Raw genomic sequence first — 15,780 nt, 5'->3', positions numbered from 1 at the left:
CCCTTGCAATCCGGGGTCGAACCTGCACCTTGGAAGCCATGAACGTTCTCGGCATCGAAACCTCCTGTGATGAGACCGGCGTGGCGCTGTACAGCACCGAGCGCGGCCTGCTGGCGCATGCGCTGTACAGCCAGGTCAAGCTGCACGCGGAGTACGGCGGCGTGGTGCCGGAGCTTGCCAGCCGTGATCACGTGCGCAAGCTGCTGCCGCTGATTGATCGTTGTCTTGAGCAGGCCGGGCTGCGCATGGACGAGCTCGACGGCGTCGCCTACACCGCCGGCCCCGGCCTGGTCGGCGCGCTGCTGGTGGGCGCGGCCACCGCGCGTGCGATCGCCTGGTCGCTGGAGATTCCGGCGATAGGCGTGCACCACATGGAGGGTCATCTGCTGGCGCCCCTGCTCGAAGCCGACGCGCCGAAGCCGCCCTTTGTCGCGCTATTGGTATCGGGTGGTCACAGTCAACTGGTAGAGGTCAGCGCGATCGGGGTGTATCGATTGCTCGGCGAGACACTCGACGACGCAGCCGGCGAGGCCTTCGACAAGACTGCAAAGATGCTTGGCCTGCCTTATCCGGGTGGGCCCGAGCTGGCGCGGCTGGCCGAGGCCGGCACGCCGGGCCGTTTCGTGTTCTCGCGGCCGATGACCGATCGACCCGGGCTTGAATTCAGTTTCTCGGGCCTGAAGACGCAGGTGCTGCTGGCCTGGCAGCAGTCCGATCAGACGCCGCAGACCCGCGCCGACATCGCGCGCGGCTTCGAGGATGCCGTGGTCGAAACGCTGGCGATCAAATGCGAGCGGGCGCTTAAGGCCATTGGTGCCAACACTCTGGTGGTTGCCGGCGGGGTGGGTGCCAACCGGCGTCTGCGCGCGCGGCTGGACGAGCTGGCGCGGCGTCGACGGGTGCGGGTGTGCTTCCCGCGGCCGGAGTTCTGCACCGACAACGGCGCCATGATCGCGTTCGCGGGTGCGCTGCGGCTGGCTGCCGGGCAAACCGCTGAAGCCGCGCTCACCGTGCGGCCACGCTGGGATATGGCAGCCTTGCCGGCCGTTTGAACCGCCACGGCGCGAATCCGCGCCCGCATCCAGGAATTCCGCATGGACAAGGTCTTTATCGAGGCACTCGAAATCGAGTGTCAGATCGGCATCTACGACTGGGAGCGCACGATCCGCCAGCCGATCGTGCTCGACATCGAAATGGCCTTCGACAACCGCGTGCCCGCGGCCAGCGACGACATCCGCGACACGCTCGACTACAAGGCGGTCAGCAAGCGATTGGTGCAGTTTGTCGGTGAATCCGGCTTCGGCCTGGTCGAAACCCTGGCCGAGCGCTGCGCCGAGATCATCCTCGACGAGTTCAAGGTCGGCTGGGTCGGCATCAAGCTGTCGAAGCCCGGTGCGGTGCGCGGAGCGCGCGCGGTGGGCGTCAAGATCGAGCGCAGCCGCGCGTCATGAGCCTCGCCCTGCTCAGCTTGGGTAGCAACCAGCAGCCCGAGCACTATCTGACCCTGGCTGCCCAGGCGATTGCCGAGCGCTTTCCCGGCGTGCGCTTCTCGCCGGTCTATCGCACTCCGGCGGTGGGTTTTGACGGCCCGGATTTCCTCAACGCGGGCGCTGTGATCGAGTGCGAGCTCGATGTGCATGCGCTGAACGATTGGCTGCACGCGCTGGAAGACGCGCACGGTCGCTGCCGCGATGTGCCGCGGTTCTCCTCGCGCACGCTGGATGTCGACATCGTCTACTTCGATGCACTGGTGATCGAAGGCCCGGGCAATCTGCAGCTGCCGCGGCCGGAGCTCAAGCACGCCTTCGTGCTCAAACCGCTGGCGGATATCGCCCCCGACTTTGTCGACCCCTTACTGAAGCAGAGCCTCGCCCAGCTCTGGGCGTTGTCAGCGCTGGGCGCACCGGCGGTTGATCCGCTGAGTCTCTGAGGCTTCGCTAGGGCGAGGTTTCAGCATCGATCACGCAGCGATTGCGGCCCTCATTCTTTGCCCGGTAGAGCGCGCGATCAGCACGTTCCAGCAGATATCCAGGCGTCTCACCGGGCGCCAGACCCGCGATCCCGGCGCTGAACGTGCACGACCAGTGCTGTCCTTCGGCGCCGAACTGCAGATTGGCGAATTCATGTCCGAGCCGTTCCAGCAGGTGCAGCGCTTCGCCCGGGGTGCAGTCCTCGAACGCGACAAGAAACTCCTCGCCGCCCATGCGGCCGGCGAAGTCGGAGCCTCGCAGACGGCGGCGCAGGGTGCCGGCGAGCGCGCGCAGGACACTGTCGCCCGCGGCGTGCCCGAAGTTGTCGTTGACACACTTGAAGTGGTCGAGATCCAGCAGCCCGATGCTCAGTGGCCGGCCGGATGCGCCCGCGCGCGCGGAGATGGCGGCCAGTCTCTGGCGGGCGTCGGCGGCCCGCAGCAGCCCGGTCAGGCCGTCCAGGCTCAAACCGCTGCCCAGTGCGCGCGCCCGCATTGCCCGGCTTTTCACTTGCTCCACCAGCAGGTCGTGGCTGATCGGCTTGCTCAGGAACTCATCGCCCGCGGCTTTCAGCGCTTCCAGTTCCAGCGAGTGCTGAGCGGACAGATAGAGGATGGGATCTGCAGCCATTGGTCGCTCAGGCGCACTGCGCGCGCCAGTTCCAGGCCTGAGCAGCCTGGAAGATTGATGTCCAGAACCAGAACATCCGGCCGCACGAGTTCAAGCATCTCGAACAGTTGTTCAGGATGCGTGAGGGTGTGCGCTTCGATCCCGCCGGCTTCCAGTGCCAGTCGGTACAGTTGCAGCACCGGAGCGTCGTCGTCCAGAAGCACGGCCCGAAAGGGCCGGTGTGCCCGCTCATCGACGAGCGCCTGCAGACGTCGCTCCAAGTGGGTGATATCGATGGGGTGGGGCAGAAAGGCCCGCGCGCCACGTCGCACCGCAGCCAGTCGCTGCTCGAACCCTTCGCACGCGCACACCAGGAACAGCGTCGAGTGCGTTATGGCGGGCGGTTCCGCCCATGGGGTGAGGGTGCACTCGATCAACAGGTCTGCGTCCTCGGACGCGTGCTCAGCCTCGATGCGTCGGGTGTCGAAACCGTAGGCCTCGATCACCAACTCGATCTCCGGCGAGATCCAGCCGAAGCGGTCAAGCAACAGCGCGCGCGGCGGGTTCGAGCCAACCTGCAGCTTCGGGCCGGCATTGGTAGGGTGCGGTGGCGGCTTGGGGGCGATCGCCAATTCGGCCGCGATGACATCCTCAGCGGCTTCGACTGTTTCTGCAGCCAGCTGCAGGGAAGCCACCGCGGCCAGTGCATCAGGCGCAGCACGGACTTGAGCGCGCGCGCCGTCTATCCAGGCCTCGATCTGCTGCAGTTGGCCGCCGAGCGCGTGGTAACCGAAGCTCAGGCTGGAGCCCGCCAGGCGATGCACAGCCTGCAGAAGCTCCATGCTCGGGGGCTCAGAGTCGCTCAAGGCCGCGGCCTGCGCCTTCAGTTGAGCGAGTTCGGAACCCAGATTCGAACGGTACTGGCGCGCCAGCAGCTCCAGCTCTGCGCGGACATCAACCGGGGTCGCGTCCTTCACGCTGCGCCTCCCAGTGGTCCAGCACCGTCCGATGCAAGCGCATGGCATCGAACGGCTTGATGATCACGCCGCCAGCGCCGAGTTCGAGGTAGCGCTCCAGATCGCTGGGTTGGACTTTGGCCGTCATGAACAGCACCAGGCGCCCCGTCATCGATATCGCCTCTGCGAGCCTGCTCAGGGTGGTTGGCCCGTCCATGCCCGGCATCATCACGTCCAGCAGCAGGATATGCGGGTCGAAGGCGGGCGCTGTCGAAAGCGCTTCGGCGCCGCTGGCGCAGCTCGACAGCTGAAACCCGCCCACCTGTGCCAATGCGATCCGCGCCACGGCACGAATGGCCGGGTCGTCTTCCACGTGCAGCAGGCGCAAACCGTTTCCAGGACGTTCGTTCACTCGGCACCTCGGGGGGCGGGCTGCGGATCTTTTCCGGCCGGTGTGGGCAGCAGCATGCGTACGAAGCGTTCCAGTTTTTCTGCATTCGTGCCGGACTTGGTCAGTACCGCGGCAAACGGCCCTGCCGCATCCGGGGCCAGCTCGCGTTGGCTGAGCACGAGCACCGGCGGGGTCGGGCTTGGTAGCGCGTCAAGCAGCCTGCGGCCGTCGCCATCCGGAAGCGCCAGGTCCAGGATCACCAGATCGAAGCGGCGCGCGACCAGCATGCCGGCGGCCTCGGACAGGCTGCGGGCGGTCATGACCGTCGCTGCGCCGCGCAGGGTGTCCTGGACGAAACGTGCATGGTCCGAGTCATCTTCGACGTGCAGGATCGTTGCCGCAGTCGAGTCGTCGTGACCGGACGTGATCGCCTTCAATGCTGCGATCAGCATCGACACATTCAGTGGCCTTGACATTCGCGCGGTTCGCGGGTCGGATGGATCGTCGGCCGAGGGCTTGCCGCTGACGATCAGCACCGGCAGTTCGGCGGTTGCGGGGTCCGCTCGCAGCTCGACGAGGAGATCCTCGCCGCGTTCATCGCCGAGGCCCAGATCCAGCGTGATCGCCTGTACCGGGGTGGTGCGAAGCTGCTCACGTGCCGCGGCCAGGTTCGATGCATAGACCGGCTCGAAACCTTCGCGCGCGATCAGCATGCCCAACACGACTGCAACGTCGGGGTCGTCCTCGACAATCAGCACGTGCGCGGCGACGGGTTCGGAAGACACGATGGGCGTTTCTTCCGAGATCGGTAGACGCACCCAAAAGCAGCTGCCCCCACCCTCGCGCGGGGCGTAGCCGATGTCGCCGCCGAGACGGGCCATCAGCTCGCGGCTGATCGAGAGGCCGAGGCCTGAGCCCGAGACATTGCGCTCGTTGCTGTTGTCCGCCTGCGCGAAGCTTTGGAACAGCCTCGAACGGAAGGCTTCAGGGACACCGCCGCCGCGATCCAGCACGCGCAACTCGACGTCGGCAGCACTCAGTGAAGCCTCGATCTCCACCTCGCCGCCGGCCTCGGAAAACTTGATCGCGTTTGACAGCAGGTTGTTCATGACCTGGGTGAGCCGCTCCGGGTCGGTGTTGAGGCTCACCCTGGGCAGCTCGTGCATGGAGATCCGGACACCGAAGCGTTCGGCGTACGGGGCCAGACTACCGACGATGTCTACCAGCAGGGCCTGCAGGCTCTGCATGGATCGGCTCAGGCTGAGCTTGCCGGCCAGCAGCTTTTCCAGATCAAGCAAGTCCCCCACCAAGGCCCCCAGCCTGCGCGCATTGCGATGCGCCAGCTGCAGCATTTCCATCGCGGGCTCGGGAAGCTCGCCGAGTGCCCCGCCAACGGCAAGATCCAGCGCACCCGAGATCGAGGTCAGCGGGGTGCGCAGTTCGTGGCTGACGGTGGACACAAACTCGGACTTCATGCGCTCCAGCCGTTTGCGTTCGCTGATGTCCTGCACCACGCTCAGGATTCTGGGCTCGCTTTGGCCTTCAGGTTGGAACCGGACCCCTCTCAACAGGACCGGAATGCGATGCCCATCCGCGTGGATGTATTCCTTTTCGTAGGGTCCGTAGCGGCCTTCGGTTTCCAGCTTGGTGAGCTGGACTTTCTCCTCGGCTTCGTATTCCTTGGGCGTGAGCTCCCAGTAGCCGATGCGCTTCAGATGCGCCTCCGAGTGGCCTGTCAAACGATAGAACTCGGGATTGGCTTCGATGAACTGGCCGTCTGACAAGCGGTTGAGTGCGATGCCTACCGGCGACAGTCGGAACAGTTCGGAGAGTTTGGTTTCACTGGCGCGCAGCGCATCCTCGGCGCGCACTCGCCGGGTGATATCGAGGACCTGGGAGACGAAATAGCGTGGCTTGCCCTCAGCATCGCGCAGCAGCGACACGGCAAGCATGGCCCACACCGTGGCGCCTTCGCGGGTGATGTAACGCTTGCGCAGCTGATAGCCGGGAATTTTGCCTGCCAGGGTCTGCTTGACCAGCTCGATGTCCGCGGCCAGGTCGTCAGGATGGGTCAGCTGCTGGAAGTCGCCTTTCAGCATGTCCTCCGCGCTGTAGCCAAGCATCTGGCACAGGGCCGGGTTGACCTGCAGGAAGTGGCCGTTCGGCGCGACCAGGGCCAGCCCCAGTGAAGAAGCTTCGAACGCGCCACGAAAGCGGCTGTCGGACTCGGAGAGCGCGACCTTCTGGCTCAGCAGCTCAGTCAGGTCGATCGCGATGCCGACGAAGCCGTTGACGCCGCCGCTGCGGTCGCGAATGGCGCTGACCGACAGGCTGACGGTGCGTTGTGCACCGTCCTTCCGCACATAGGTCCAGCGTCGCGTTTCGGCCTCGCCTCTGCGCGCGGCATCGACGAAGACCTCGAAGCCCTCGATGCTGTAACCCATCTGCTGGGACAGCTCATTACCGCGCTCACTGACCTCCTGCAGCAGATGGAACACGGCGGGAGTGTGCTGGCCGACCAGCTCGTCGGCACGGTACCCGAGCAGCTGCTCGGCGCCGGGGCTGAACAGCTGGATGATGCCTTCAACATCGGTGCCGATGATCGCGACATCGCGCGCGCCCTGAACGATCGACTGCAGCTCGGCCAGCGCCCGCTCGGTCGCGCGCTGGGACTCGTGCAGCTCGGTCACTTCCAGATGGGTGCCGGCGACCCATAGCGGCTTGCCGTCGTCGGTCCAGGACATCACCCGGCCACGTACATGCACCCAAACCCAGTGGCCCCGCTTGTGGCGCATCCTGCAAACGGACTCGTACTGCTCGGTGTCGCCGCGGAAGTGTGCCTGCAGGCGCGCCCCCGATTCCGGCAGTCCGTCCGGGTCGGCCAAGCCCAGCCAAGTCTCGATAGTGATGGGTGCGAGCTCGTCCAGCGTGTAGCCGACGATTTCGGCCCAGCGCGCGTTGAGTCGGGTCTCGCCGGTCTGGACATTCCATTCCCAGGTGCCGGCCCGAGTGCCGCGCAGCACCATGTCCAGCCGCTCGCGTTCCTCTTCCAGGGCTGCGAGTACCCGGCGGCTTCGGGTGATGTCGTGCATCACCACCTGCGCGCCCTCGATCCGGCCACTGTCATCCAGCAGCGGACCGCCGCTGACGGCGACGTAGCGAAGCGGCTGGTGGCTTGCGCGAATGCAGATCTCCACGCTCGTCAGCTGCTCGCCGCGCAGGGCCCGCAGCAGGGGGGCGCGATCGGCGGACAGCGGCGTTTGGCCATCCAGCTCGAACAGATCGAATCGACTGGCCGCGGGATCCTGCGGCAATGCCATCGCGTCGCAGCCGTGCCATTCGCGGGCGTTGCGATTGAACAAACTCAGCTTTCCCGCCTGATCGCAGGCCACCACCGCGTCGCCGAGGGTTTCCAGCAAATGCGCCAGGGAGCGTTGATCCTGTTCGGCGCGCAGGCGCGCTTGCCGGCTCTCGATCAGGCTGGAGCACACCCGCGCCAGTCGCTGCAGTTGATCGAGCTGGCTCGCATCCAGGCTGCGCGAGCGGGTGTCGATGACGCAAAGCGTGCCGATCCGATAGCCGCCGGGGCCGGTGACAGGGGCGCCAGCGTAAAAGCGGATGCCGGGCTGGCCGGTCACCAGCGGGTTGTCGAAAAAGCGCGTGTCAGCGCTCGCATCACTGACCTCCAGGACATCGCGATCAAGAATCGCGTGCGCGCAGAAAGCCTGCTCGCGCGGCGTTTCGCTGGCGGACAGCCCGTGGCGACTCTTGAACCACTGCCTGTGCTCGTCCACCAGGGACAGCAGGGCGATCGGCGTGCCGAACAGGTGCGCGGCCAGGGCCGTCAGATCGTCGAAGGTCTGCTCCGGCAAAGTGTCCAGCAGCGCGGCGGCTCTGAGCGACGCAAGCCGATCCGATTCATCTGCGGGCAGTGGGGCGCCACTCGAACTGTTGGCGCTCATCGGCCTAGAACTTCAGGGTTTCGATCAGCCCGGCCACGTCGGCAGCCGATTCGTGGAGGATTTCCTGCAGGGTGTCGCCGCCCACCAGCATGTCGATCGAGGCGGCCCTCTGATTGGCGGCTTCGGCAGGGTCGTGCCAGCGCAGGGGAGAGGGCACCGGCGCCAGCACATCGGCCAGCAGGAGAGTGTCGCCCAAGGTCTCGGGCGGTATCGACAGCATGCCGCGCCAGAACTCTTCGACGGCCTCGATAACCGCCGTGGGCACATCGAGTTTGCGCAGTACGGCGACGCTCAATTCGCGTTCGACCCGCACATCGGTGTCTTCGTCTTCGCCGCTGATCTCGCTGCCTTCGGCCAGTTCCACCGCCAACGGGGCTTCGATGCGCAGCAGGGCCGGATAGGCGCTGGCGCGTGAGATCAGATAGAAACCGCCGATATCGTGGACCAGCCCGGCGAACAGCGCGGTTTCCGGGTTCTGGCCGGTGACCCGCTGGGCCAGGATTCGCGCGAGCGCCGCGACGTGTGCGGTGCGTTCCCACAGCTTCTGCGAGGCAACGCGCTGCTCTGGCGCAGTTGCCGCACCGGCCATCTGTCGCGTCACCAAGGCCATCGCCAACGTGCGCAGAGTGCCGAAGCCGAGCCGGTTGACGGCGGTCTTCACATCCACCACTTCACGGCCGCTGCGGTTGTACAGCACCGAGTTGGCCATACCCACGACGCGCGCCGACAGCAGCGGATCGGCCTGGATCAGACGGGCTGCCTGTTCGACCGAACAGTTGGGGTCGTCCAGCGCCGCGCGGATCTTCAGGGCCAGCTGGGCGTGAGTCGGGAAGCTCAGATCGCCACCAGCGGCGTCGCGGGCGATGGCTCTGAGGGCTTCGAGTCGGTCCATCCGGGATCCTTCGTGGCTTAAGGCGCAGGCTGCGCGCCAGCGATGGGCGGATGCAAGTTCCTCGCCGTGGCCGGTGTCAGCGCTCCGGCGCCAGACTTCAGGCGTCTTCCGGCAGCAGCTCCAGCGCCATCACGATCGCATCTTCGCGGCCGCCGGCGGCCGGGTAGTAGTTGGCACGCCGGGCGATTTCGTTGAAGCCCAGGGTGTCGTACAGGGCGACCGCGTGCGGGTTTGACGGCCGAACCTCAAGAAAGATGCGTTCGGCGCGGTGCCAGCGGGCGAGATCAATCAGCCGCCGCATCAGTCGTCGGCCGAGCCCTTCGCCCTGGCAGTGCGGCGCCACGCAGACGTTCAGCACATGGGCTTCGCCAGCGGCCGCACTCAGCACGCCATAGCCCACCAGTTCGCTACCGCGGTCCAGCACCCAGCAGGCGTAGCCGGCGCGCAGGCAGTCGCGGAAGATCGTGTGGGTCCAGGGAAACGGGTAGGCCTGCAGCTCGATCCGCATCACGGCTTCCAGGTCGGCCTCGGTCATCGGCCGCAGCTGCGGCATCGACGGCAGAGCTTGCGCATTCATGCACTTGCCCCCAGCTGGCGACGCAGGCGCCGCAGTGCCGGCCACAGAGCGCGCCGGGCGGCGGCATCGCTGCGCAGACGGTCGAGCGATGGCAGTTGCAGTGCTGCCGGGCGTGCGTCAGCCGCATCCAGGGCGAGCAGGGGCAGGGTGATGCCGACGCGCGCCGTGGTCAGCGCCGCCGGGCCAAGCCCAAGCGCGGCAAGCAGCTGCAGCCACAACCGGTCGGCCGCCAACGCATCCAGAGTCTGCCCCGCCGGCAGCGCCACTTGCAGACAGACCCCACCGGGAAGATCAGCCATCGGCCCCATCGGTCGACGACGTAGCGGTTTCAGGCCGAGTGCTCGGACCAGACGCAGCTGTTCGGCAGCTGCAGCCGGGGCGGCGAGGCGGCTCATGGGTCGCCCGCCGCGCGCGCCAGCGCGGGCTCCAGCTCAGCCAGGAACTCGCCGACCACCTGGTCCAGCGCCTGGCTGAGCGCCGCGACCGAGGCCGACAGACTGCCGTCATCGGCTTCGACCTGAGCGCTGTATTCACTGTCGATCAGCGGCAGGCCGCCATCGCGCGCATTGAGCCGCAGGCGCAGGCTGACGCTACCCTGCCAGCCGCCATCGGCGGTCGGCACCCGCTCGAAGGCTTCGATCCGGCCCGACAGCCACAACGCCGGCAGCCGCGTCGGCAGTTGATCGGTGATGCGCTCGGCGGCGCCGGCGGCACGCAGGCGCTGGATCAAGCGGCGCTGCAGCAGATAGCCCGGCGGGTCGACCCACAGGTGGTAGTGATAGGCGCGGAGCCGGTGGCCGTGCGCATCAAGCGCGTAAAGCAGCGCCTGGTCAGCGTGCAGGCCATCGGCCTCCAGCCGCTGAACCACGATAGGCAGGGTCGAAGCCTGGCCCAGCTTGATTACGTCGGCGGCCCGCGGCAGGCGGTGGTAGGTGGTTTCGGGAATGCTCGGAGCGCTGGCGCAGGCGCTCAGCATCAGGATCAGGGCGATCAGCCAGAACTGGCGCATCAGGGTTCCTCCACCGTGTCCACCGGCGGGGTGTAGATCAGCCGGCTCGGATTGCGGCGGATCTCGCGGGTGAATTCGTCCATGTTGCGGCTGCTGCTTTCCAGATGATGGGTGATCGAATCGATGCGGCGGGCGATCGTGCCCAGGGTGCGCTCGATATCGGCCACCGCCTCGCGCAGGTCGGGTCGGTTCTCGTCCACGGTTGCATTCAGATTGTCGAGCAGGCGGTCGGCGCGGGCCTGTGTGGCCGCGAGCTCGGCCGAGAGCTGCTGGACATTGCGCAGGCTGCTGCTGATCGCCTGCTGGTTGGGCGTATCCAACACCGCATTGACGCCGTCGGCGGCGCGGTTGAGCCGCGCCATCAGTGCCTGCGCCTCGGCCAGCAGCGCAGGGGCGCTGGCATCAATCGCGCCGCCGATCGAATCCAGCCGCAGCGCGAGGTTCTCCAGCATCGGCCGCAGCCGCTCCTTGGACAGGGCGTTCACCTCGCCGGCCAGGTCGGCCATCGCCACAAACAGGTCTGCGCCCTCGCGGCTGGTGAGTTCACCGCCTTCAGGCAGTGCAGTCGGGCTCGCGCCCTCGCGGATACCGATGGCGACGTCGGCCAGCAGGCCGGTCGACTGCAGCGCAGCGACGCTGTCGTCCGGGATCGGCCAGTCGGCGCGTACGCTCAGCTCAACCCGATAGCGCGTGCCGTCCGGGCCGCGCTCGGGGGTGATCGATTCCACCTGGCCGATGCGGAAGCCTTCGTAGAACACCGGCGCACCGAAGCCAAGGCCGGTGACGTTGTCGTAGTGCGCGTGGTAGCCGACCGAACTGCCGCCGCGGCCGGTGATCGACAGCAGGGTGAACAGCAGCAGGCCGAAGGCCACCAGCACCGCCGCGCCCACCAGGCTGTAATTGATGCCGTCGCGTTTCATTCGCTGCTTGCCCCCAGTCTTCGGGCCGCAGTGTAGAGGCCCGCACGGCAGGCCGCGACCGTTCGGCACTGAATCGCGAATCCCGAATCCCCCACTCGACGCCGCGTCATCCCTCTTCCTCGGTCAGGCGCTTCAGGTACTCGTCGACATTGACCTCGATCTCGCGCGGCCGTCGGTTCAGCAGGTCCTGGATACGCGGGTGATCCGAGGCGCGCACGGCGTCGACCGTGCCGGTCATCAGCACCTGGCCGTGGTCGAGCACGGTGATGGTGTCGGCGATCTTGAACGCCGATTCCAGCTCGTGCGTCACCACCACGATGCTCATGCGCATCGCATCGCGCAGCTGCAGGATCAGCTCATCGAGTTCGGCCGACACCACCGGGTCGAGGCCCGCCGAGGGCTCATCGAAGAACAGCAGTTTCGGGTCCATCACGATCGCCCGCGCCAGCGCCGCGCGCTTGACCATGCCGCCCGAAAGCTGGCTGGGCATCAGGTCCTGGAAACCGCCGAGGTTGACCACTTCGAGCTTGAGCCTGCTCATGATCCGGATGGTGTTCTCATCGAGTCGGGTGTGTTCCCGCAGCGGCAGGGCGACGTTGTCGCCGACGGTCATCGAGGTGAACAAAGCGCCGCCCTGGAAACTCACCCCCAGCTGACGCCGGATCGCCAGCATCGAGGCCGCGCTGGCGTGGGCGATGTCGGTGCCGAACAGGCGCACGGTGCCTGCCACCGGCTTCTGCAGGCCCAGCAGGTGCCGCAGCAGGGTGCTTTTGCCCGAACCCGAGCCGCCCATGATCACGCGGATCTCGCCGGGATGAACCCGGAAGTCGATGCCGTGCAGTATCCGTCGACGGCCGTAGTAGGCCTGCAGGCCGAGGACGTCGATGAGCGGTTCGGCTGTCGCCGAACCGCCGGGATTTGGGATTTGGGATTCGGGATTCGTCATGGGCGACTCCGTGCGGAGTCGCCGGGATTTGGGATTCGGGATTGGGGATTCGCAAGAGCGGAAGCGGGGGCGCGGCGACCTTTAACCTGCGGGCACTGTGCGGAGCGCCGATGGCAAGGCTCGCCGAGCCTCGCTCGACGAATCCCGAATCCGGACTCCCGAATCCCCGCTCTCATCGATTCAAGAAAAACGAAAACAGCATATCCGCCACCACGATCGCGCTGATCGACATCACCACGGCGCGGGTGGTGGCGCGGCCGACGCCTTCGGCGCCGCCCTGTACGCCGAAGCCGGTGCTGGTGCCGATCAGGGTGATCAGCAGGGCGAAGACCACGCTCTTGGACAGGCCTTCCCACAGGTCGCGCGGCTCCAGCAGCGATAGCGTGGTCGCAAGGTAGGCTGACAGGCTCATGTCGAGCGGGCCGGAGGCGTACAGGCCGGCGCCGGTGAGCGCGACCAGGTTGGCGAACACGGTCAGCATCGGAACCATCACCAGCATCGCCACCAGTGCAGGCGCGACCAGGTAGCGCACCGGTTCGATGCCGGACACTGCCAGCGCGTCGACTTCCTGCGACACCACCATCGAGCCCAGCCGCGCGGCCAGCGCCGAGCCCGTGCGGCCGGCGACCACAATTGCGGTGATCAGGGCGCCGAATTCGCGGGTGATCGACTTGGCGGTGGCGATGATCACCTGGCTTTCGGCGCCGAATTCGGACAGCGCCGAGATGAACTGGATGCCGAGCATCACCCCGATGGTCAGCGACAGCAGGCTGACGATGGGCAGAGCATCAATGCCGACCTGACGCATCTGTTCGAACACCATCCGCAGCCGCACCGGCTGGCCGCGACGCCATCCCAGCACGAGGAAGTACAGGCTTTCGAACAGCAGCATCGATGCGTAGCCGATCTCGCCCAGCACCTGCACGCTGCGGCGGCCGACCCGGTCGAGCACGGCCTGTGCCGGGTTCATGCGCCCGCGCTGTGGTCGAGCGTGTCGACCAGCTCGAACACGCGGTCGAGCCGGGCCAGCCGCAGCACCGCGCGGACCGGGTCGCTGGCGGCCACGAGCACGAAGCGCTGGCCGCGGCCGCGGGCGTTCTGGAAGCCTTCGACCAGGGCGGCGATGCCGGAGCTGTCGATGTACTGCACGGCGCCCAGATGCACCGCCACATGCTCGGAATCCGCCAAGGCCGCGAGCACCGCCTGGCGCACCTGCGCCGACCAGCTCAAGTCGACTTCGCCGCTCAGGCGGACAACGGCGTAGCGGCCGTCGGCCTCGGTCAGACACTGGTTCATGCGGTCGCGGCTCCTGTGCTGCAGAGGGGTACGGTGGTCGGCGCTGTTTCGAGACGTTTGCGCATCAGCAGCCGATTGCCGCCGCCGGCCAAGGGGCTGATCCGCCAGCTGTCCATCAGTGCATCGATGAAGCACACGCCAAGCCCGCCGGGTCGGCATTCGTCGAGGTCGCGCGGGCGGATCGCTTCCGGGTCCACGCAGGGCGCATTGTCGACCAGCACAAAGCGCAACTCATCCCCGTCGCTGCTGATCACCAGTTCGATCTGGCCGCGGCCGCAGCCGCCGCGGAAGGCGTGGCGGATGATGTTGGCACAGGCCTCATCCAGCGCCAGCACCAGGCTGGCGCGCAGACCTGCCTCAACGCCGAGCTGCTGCAGGGCGGCATCGGCGGCGTGGCGCATCGGCTGCAGCGACTCGGCCTGGGCCGGAAAGCGCGTGCGCAGCGCGACGGCGGCTTCGCCTTCAATCACCATCAGGGTGGTGTCGTCGGTCATGGTCATCTTGCGCAGCCGGCGAACCAGTGCACGCAGCCGCGCCTCCGGCGGCAGCAGGCGCATCTCGGCGACGGCCGTCTGTACGCCCTCGACGCCGAGCAACTGACCGTCATCGCCGCGGACGTCGGTCATGCCGTCGGAGAACAGATATAGGGCGGCGCCGTCGAGCGTGGTTTCCTGCTGCGGATACTGCATCCCGGCAAGGATGCCCAGCGGCGGGCCCTCAGCCTCGAACTGCTGGAACTGGCCGCTGCGGTCGACCCGCAGCAGCGGCGGGAAGCCCCCATTCGCCCAGCACAGACGCTGGCTGAAGGGATCGTAGTAGCCGGCCACCGCGCACACGAACATGCCGGCTGCGATCGCCTCCAGCAATTCGTTGTTGGCGCGTTCCAGCCACAGCGAGGGCGGCAGGCCCTCTTTGCCAGCCCAGCGCAGCAGGCTGGCGCAGCGCACCATCAGAAACGCCGCATCCAGCCCCTTGCCGGCAACATCGCCGAGGGTGAAGGCGATGCGCCCGTCGGGAAGCTCGAAGAAGTCGTAGAAATCGCCCGAGATCTCGCGCGCCGGGAAGTTCAGCGCCCGCAGCGGGAAGCTGCCGCGGCGGCGCTTGGGCAGCAGCGAGCGCTGCAGCCGGCGCGCCATCGTCAGCTCCCGGCGGATACGGTTCTGGCTCAGCACCACCGCGGCCAGGCGGGCGTGGTTCAGGGCCAGCGCGGTCGGTGCGGCGAGCAGGCGCAGGGCATCGGCATCGTCGACGGTGAAGGCCGCGCCGCCGCGCTTGTTCAGCACCTGCAGGGCGCCGATCACGCCTTCGCTGGTCATGATCGGCGCGGTCAGCACGCTGCGGGTGACAAACCCCCCCGGCCCGGCGATGCCGTGGCCGGCGAAATCCGGATCGGATCCGGCATCGCCGACCACCTCGGACTCGCGCCGCGCGATCGCGCGCCCAACCAGGCCCTGATCCATCCGCAGGCTGAGGCCAGTGATGTCGACCGGGCCGGCACAGGCGCGGCAGACGATGCGCTGCTGGGCTTCGTCGATCAGAAACACCGCCGAGGCTTCGGCATCCATCGACTCCGCGATCAGTTCAGCCACCTGGGTCAGGGTCTGCTCCAGGTCAATCGACACTGCCAGCCGCTGGCTGAGGTCAGCCAGCCGCGCCAACAGGCGCCGTTCCGGCCCAGCGACTGCGGCCGCCGGCGTGCTCATCCGGCGCGGCGTCGCAGCCGGCCGATCACCCAGCCGGTGGGGCCCGACAGCGCATACAGCCAGAACACGCCGAGCAGGACGCGATCCGGCGCCACCGCCAGAGCCACGAACAGGCCCAGTGCGCCGAGGATCACCACGAACGGCACGCGCTCGCCGAAGGGCAGGGCCTTGCCGCTGTGGTAGCGAATGCGGCTGACCATCAGCAGGGCCGCGACCACGGTCACCACCAGCGCCGCGATCTCAAGGTCGGCACCGCCATAGCCCAGCTTGGTTGCCACCCATACGAAGGCCATCAATGATCCGGCCGCGGCCGGGCTGGCCAGACCGATGAAGTAGCGCTTGTCGACCAGCCCGACCTGGGTGTTGAAGCGGGCCAGCCGCAATGCCGCGCAGGCCGCATACAAAAACGCCACCGCCCAACCGACCTTGGCCCAGCCGGGGCCGTGGTAGACCAGGGTCGACAGCGACCAGTGATACATCACCAGCGCCGGAGCCATGCCGAAGCTGACCAGGTCAGCCAGCGAGTCGTACTGCACGCCGAACTCGCTT

17 protein-coding genes are annotated in these 15,780 nt (G+C 67.2%); 3 read left to right on the top strand and 14 right to left on the bottom strand.

All coding sequences use genetic code 11. From position 1 onward, the window contains the following. The first annotated feature begins 38 nt into the window (after positions 1 to 38). From tsaD to folK, 3 genes are read left to right on the top strand one after another with little or no spacing between them, the layout of a single operon-like run. Positions 39 to 1,052 (top strand): tRNA (adenosine(37)-N6)-threonylcarbamoyltransferase complex transferase subunit TsaD, encoded by a 1,014-nt coding sequence (gene tsaD, locus ACIQ7H_RS14675; protein WP_395792773.1) that lies wholly within the window; start codon positions 39 to 41, stop codon positions 1,050 to 1,052. A gap of 42 nt (positions 1,053 to 1,094) precedes the next feature. Next, positions 1,095 to 1,451, top strand: coding sequence for a dihydroneopterin aldolase (gene folB / locus ACIQ7H_RS14670; protein ID WP_395792771.1), 357 nt, complete (start codon positions 1,095 to 1,097; stop codon positions 1,449 to 1,451). Further along, complete coding sequence (folK, locus tag ACIQ7H_RS14665; RefSeq protein ID WP_395792769.1) at positions 1,448 to 1,930, top strand: 2-amino-4-hydroxy-6-hydroxymethyldihydropteridine diphosphokinase; 483 nt, start codon at positions 1,448 to 1,450, stop codon at positions 1,928 to 1,930. The genes folB and folK overlap by 4 nt, the downstream gene beginning before the upstream one ends. Before the next feature lie 7 nt (positions 1,931 to 1,937). On the opposite strand, the gene ACIQ7H_RS14660 is transcribed toward folK, so the two are convergent. The 14 genes from ACIQ7H_RS14660 to ACIQ7H_RS14595 form a co-directional block, all read right to left on the bottom strand. Further along, entirely contained in the window at positions 1,938 to 2,600 is a 663-nt protein-coding gene (locus ACIQ7H_RS14660; RefSeq protein WP_395792767.1) for a diguanylate cyclase, read from the bottom strand. Then, positions 2,540 to 3,556, bottom strand: coding sequence for a PleD family two-component system response regulator (locus ACIQ7H_RS14655; protein WP_395792765.1), 1,017 nt, complete (start codon positions 3,554 to 3,556; stop codon positions 2,540 to 2,542). Before ACIQ7H_RS14655 ends, ACIQ7H_RS14660 begins: the two co-directional genes overlap by 61 nt. After that, on the bottom strand, positions 3,534 to 3,947 hold the full coding sequence (locus ACIQ7H_RS14650; protein WP_395792763.1) for a response regulator: 414 nt from the start codon (positions 3,945 to 3,947) through the stop codon (positions 3,534 to 3,536). The genes ACIQ7H_RS14655 and ACIQ7H_RS14650 overlap by 23 nt, the downstream gene beginning before the upstream one ends. Continuing rightward, on the bottom strand, positions 3,944 to 7,888 hold the full coding sequence (locus ACIQ7H_RS14645) for a PAS domain S-box protein (RefSeq protein ID WP_395792761.1): 3,945 nt from the start codon (positions 7,886 to 7,888) through the stop codon (positions 3,944 to 3,946). Before ACIQ7H_RS14645 ends, ACIQ7H_RS14650 begins: the two co-directional genes overlap by 4 nt. Before the next feature lie 4 nt (positions 7,889 to 7,892). Further along, complete coding sequence (locus ACIQ7H_RS14640; RefSeq protein WP_395792759.1) at positions 7,893 to 8,780, bottom strand: HDOD domain-containing protein; 888 nt, start codon at positions 8,778 to 8,780, stop codon at positions 7,893 to 7,895. 97 nt (positions 8,781 to 8,877) lie between these two features. Beyond that, the gene (gene rimI, locus ACIQ7H_RS14635; RefSeq protein WP_395792757.1) at positions 8,878 to 9,357 is read right to left on the bottom strand and encodes a ribosomal protein S18-alanine N-acetyltransferase; all 480 of its coding nucleotides are present in this window, start codon (positions 9,355 to 9,357) and stop codon (positions 8,878 to 8,880) included. Then, the gene (locus ACIQ7H_RS14630; protein ID WP_395792755.1) at positions 9,354 to 9,752 is read right to left on the bottom strand and encodes a hypothetical protein; all 399 of its coding nucleotides are present in this window, start codon (positions 9,750 to 9,752) and stop codon (positions 9,354 to 9,356) included. The genes rimI and ACIQ7H_RS14630 overlap by 4 nt, the downstream gene beginning before the upstream one ends. Then, positions 9,749 to 10,366, bottom strand: a complete 618-nt coding sequence (locus tag ACIQ7H_RS14625; RefSeq protein WP_395792753.1) for an ABC-type transport auxiliary lipoprotein family protein — start codon at positions 10,364 to 10,366, stop codon at positions 9,749 to 9,751. Before ACIQ7H_RS14625 ends, ACIQ7H_RS14630 begins: the two co-directional genes overlap by 4 nt. Beyond that, on the bottom strand, positions 10,366 to 11,286 hold the full coding sequence (locus ACIQ7H_RS14620; RefSeq protein ID WP_395792751.1) for an MlaD family protein: 921 nt from the start codon (positions 11,284 to 11,286) through the stop codon (positions 10,366 to 10,368). Before ACIQ7H_RS14620 ends, ACIQ7H_RS14625 begins: the two co-directional genes overlap by 1 nt. Before the next feature lie 106 nt (positions 11,287 to 11,392). After that, positions 11,393 to 12,232 carry an ABC transporter ATP-binding protein gene (locus tag ACIQ7H_RS14615; protein ID WP_395792749.1) on the bottom strand — a complete coding sequence of 280 codons (840 nt, stop codon included), beginning with the start codon at positions 12,230 to 12,232 and terminating at the stop codon, positions 11,393 to 11,395. A gap of 172 nt (positions 12,233 to 12,404) precedes the next feature. Next, positions 12,405 to 13,202 carry an MlaE family ABC transporter permease gene (locus tag ACIQ7H_RS14610; RefSeq protein WP_395792747.1) on the bottom strand — a complete coding sequence of 266 codons (798 nt, stop codon included), beginning with the start codon at positions 13,200 to 13,202 and terminating at the stop codon, positions 12,405 to 12,407. Beyond that, positions 13,199 to 13,528, bottom strand: a complete 330-nt coding sequence (locus ACIQ7H_RS14605) for an STAS domain-containing protein (RefSeq protein ID WP_395792745.1) — start codon at positions 13,526 to 13,528, stop codon at positions 13,199 to 13,201. The genes ACIQ7H_RS14610 and ACIQ7H_RS14605 overlap by 4 nt, the downstream gene beginning before the upstream one ends. After that, a complete protein-coding gene (locus ACIQ7H_RS14600; RefSeq protein ID WP_395792743.1) occupies positions 13,525 to 15,231 on the bottom strand; it encodes a SpoIIE family protein phosphatase in 1,707 nt (568 codons plus the stop codon). Before ACIQ7H_RS14600 ends, ACIQ7H_RS14605 begins: the two co-directional genes overlap by 4 nt. Then, a partial coding sequence (locus ACIQ7H_RS14595) for a CDP-alcohol phosphatidyltransferase family protein (RefSeq protein ID WP_395792741.1) occupies positions 15,228 to 15,780 on the bottom strand: 553 nt, incomplete at its 5' end. The genes ACIQ7H_RS14595 and ACIQ7H_RS14600, both read right to left, overlap by 4 nt.

It is taken from the genome of Aquimonas sp., from assembly GCF_044377145.1.
Lineage (GTDB): Bacteria > Pseudomonadota > Gammaproteobacteria > Xanthomonadales > Xanthomonadaceae > Aquimonas.
The sequence above is the reverse complement of the archived record's forward strand: the minus strand, read 5'-3'. Positions and strand labels throughout refer to the sequence as shown.

What these genes read in the sequence shown, in the direction of transcription:
- tsaD (WP_395792773.1), top strand. Translation starts at nt 39, where the DNA reads ATGAACGTTCTCGGCATCGAAACCTCCTGTGATGAGACCGGCGTGGCG.
- folB (WP_395792771.1), top strand. Translation starts at nt 1,095, where the DNA reads ATGGACAAGGTCTTTATCGAGGCACTCGAAATCGAGTGTCAGATCGGC.
- folK (WP_395792769.1), top strand. Translation starts at nt 1,448, where the DNA reads ATGAGCCTCGCCCTGCTCAGCTTGGGTAGCAACCAGCAGCCCGAGCAC.
- ACIQ7H_RS14660 (WP_395792767.1), bottom strand. Translation starts at nt 2,600, where the DNA reads ATGGCTGCAGATCCCATCCTCTATCTGTCCGCTCAGCACTCGCTGGAA.
- ACIQ7H_RS14645 (WP_395792761.1), bottom strand. Translation starts at nt 7,888, where the DNA reads ATGAGCGCCAACAGTTCGAGTGGCGCCCCACTGCCCGCAGATGAATCG.
- ACIQ7H_RS14640 (WP_395792759.1), bottom strand. Translation starts at nt 8,780, where the DNA reads ATGGACCGACTCGAAGCCCTCAGAGCCATCGCCCGCGACGCCGCTGGT.
- rimI (WP_395792757.1), bottom strand. Translation starts at nt 9,357, where the DNA reads ATGAATGCGCAAGCTCTGCCGTCGATGCCGCAGCTGCGGCCGATGACC.
- ACIQ7H_RS14630 (WP_395792755.1), bottom strand. Translation starts at nt 9,752, where the DNA reads ATGAGCCGCCTCGCCGCCCCGGCTGCAGCTGCCGAACAGCTGCGTCTG.
- ACIQ7H_RS14625 (WP_395792753.1), bottom strand. Translation starts at nt 10,366, where the DNA reads ATGCGCCAGTTCTGGCTGATCGCCCTGATCCTGATGCTGAGCGCCTGC.
- ACIQ7H_RS14620 (WP_395792751.1), bottom strand. Translation starts at nt 11,286, where the DNA reads ATGAAACGCGACGGCATCAATTACAGCCTGGTGGGCGCGGCGGTGCTG.
- ACIQ7H_RS14615 (WP_395792749.1), bottom strand. Translation starts at nt 12,232, where the DNA reads ATGACGAATCCCGAATCCCAAATCCCAAATCCCGGCGGTTCGGCGACA.
- ACIQ7H_RS14610 (WP_395792747.1), bottom strand. Translation starts at nt 13,202, where the DNA reads ATGAACCCGGCACAGGCCGTGCTCGACCGGGTCGGCCGCCGCAGCGTG.
- ACIQ7H_RS14605 (WP_395792745.1), bottom strand. Translation starts at nt 13,528, where the DNA reads ATGAACCAGTGTCTGACCGAGGCCGACGGCCGCTACGCCGTTGTCCGC.
- ACIQ7H_RS14600 (WP_395792743.1), bottom strand. Translation starts at nt 15,231, where the DNA reads ATGAGCACGCCGGCGGCCGCAGTCGCTGGGCCGGAACGGCGCCTGTTG.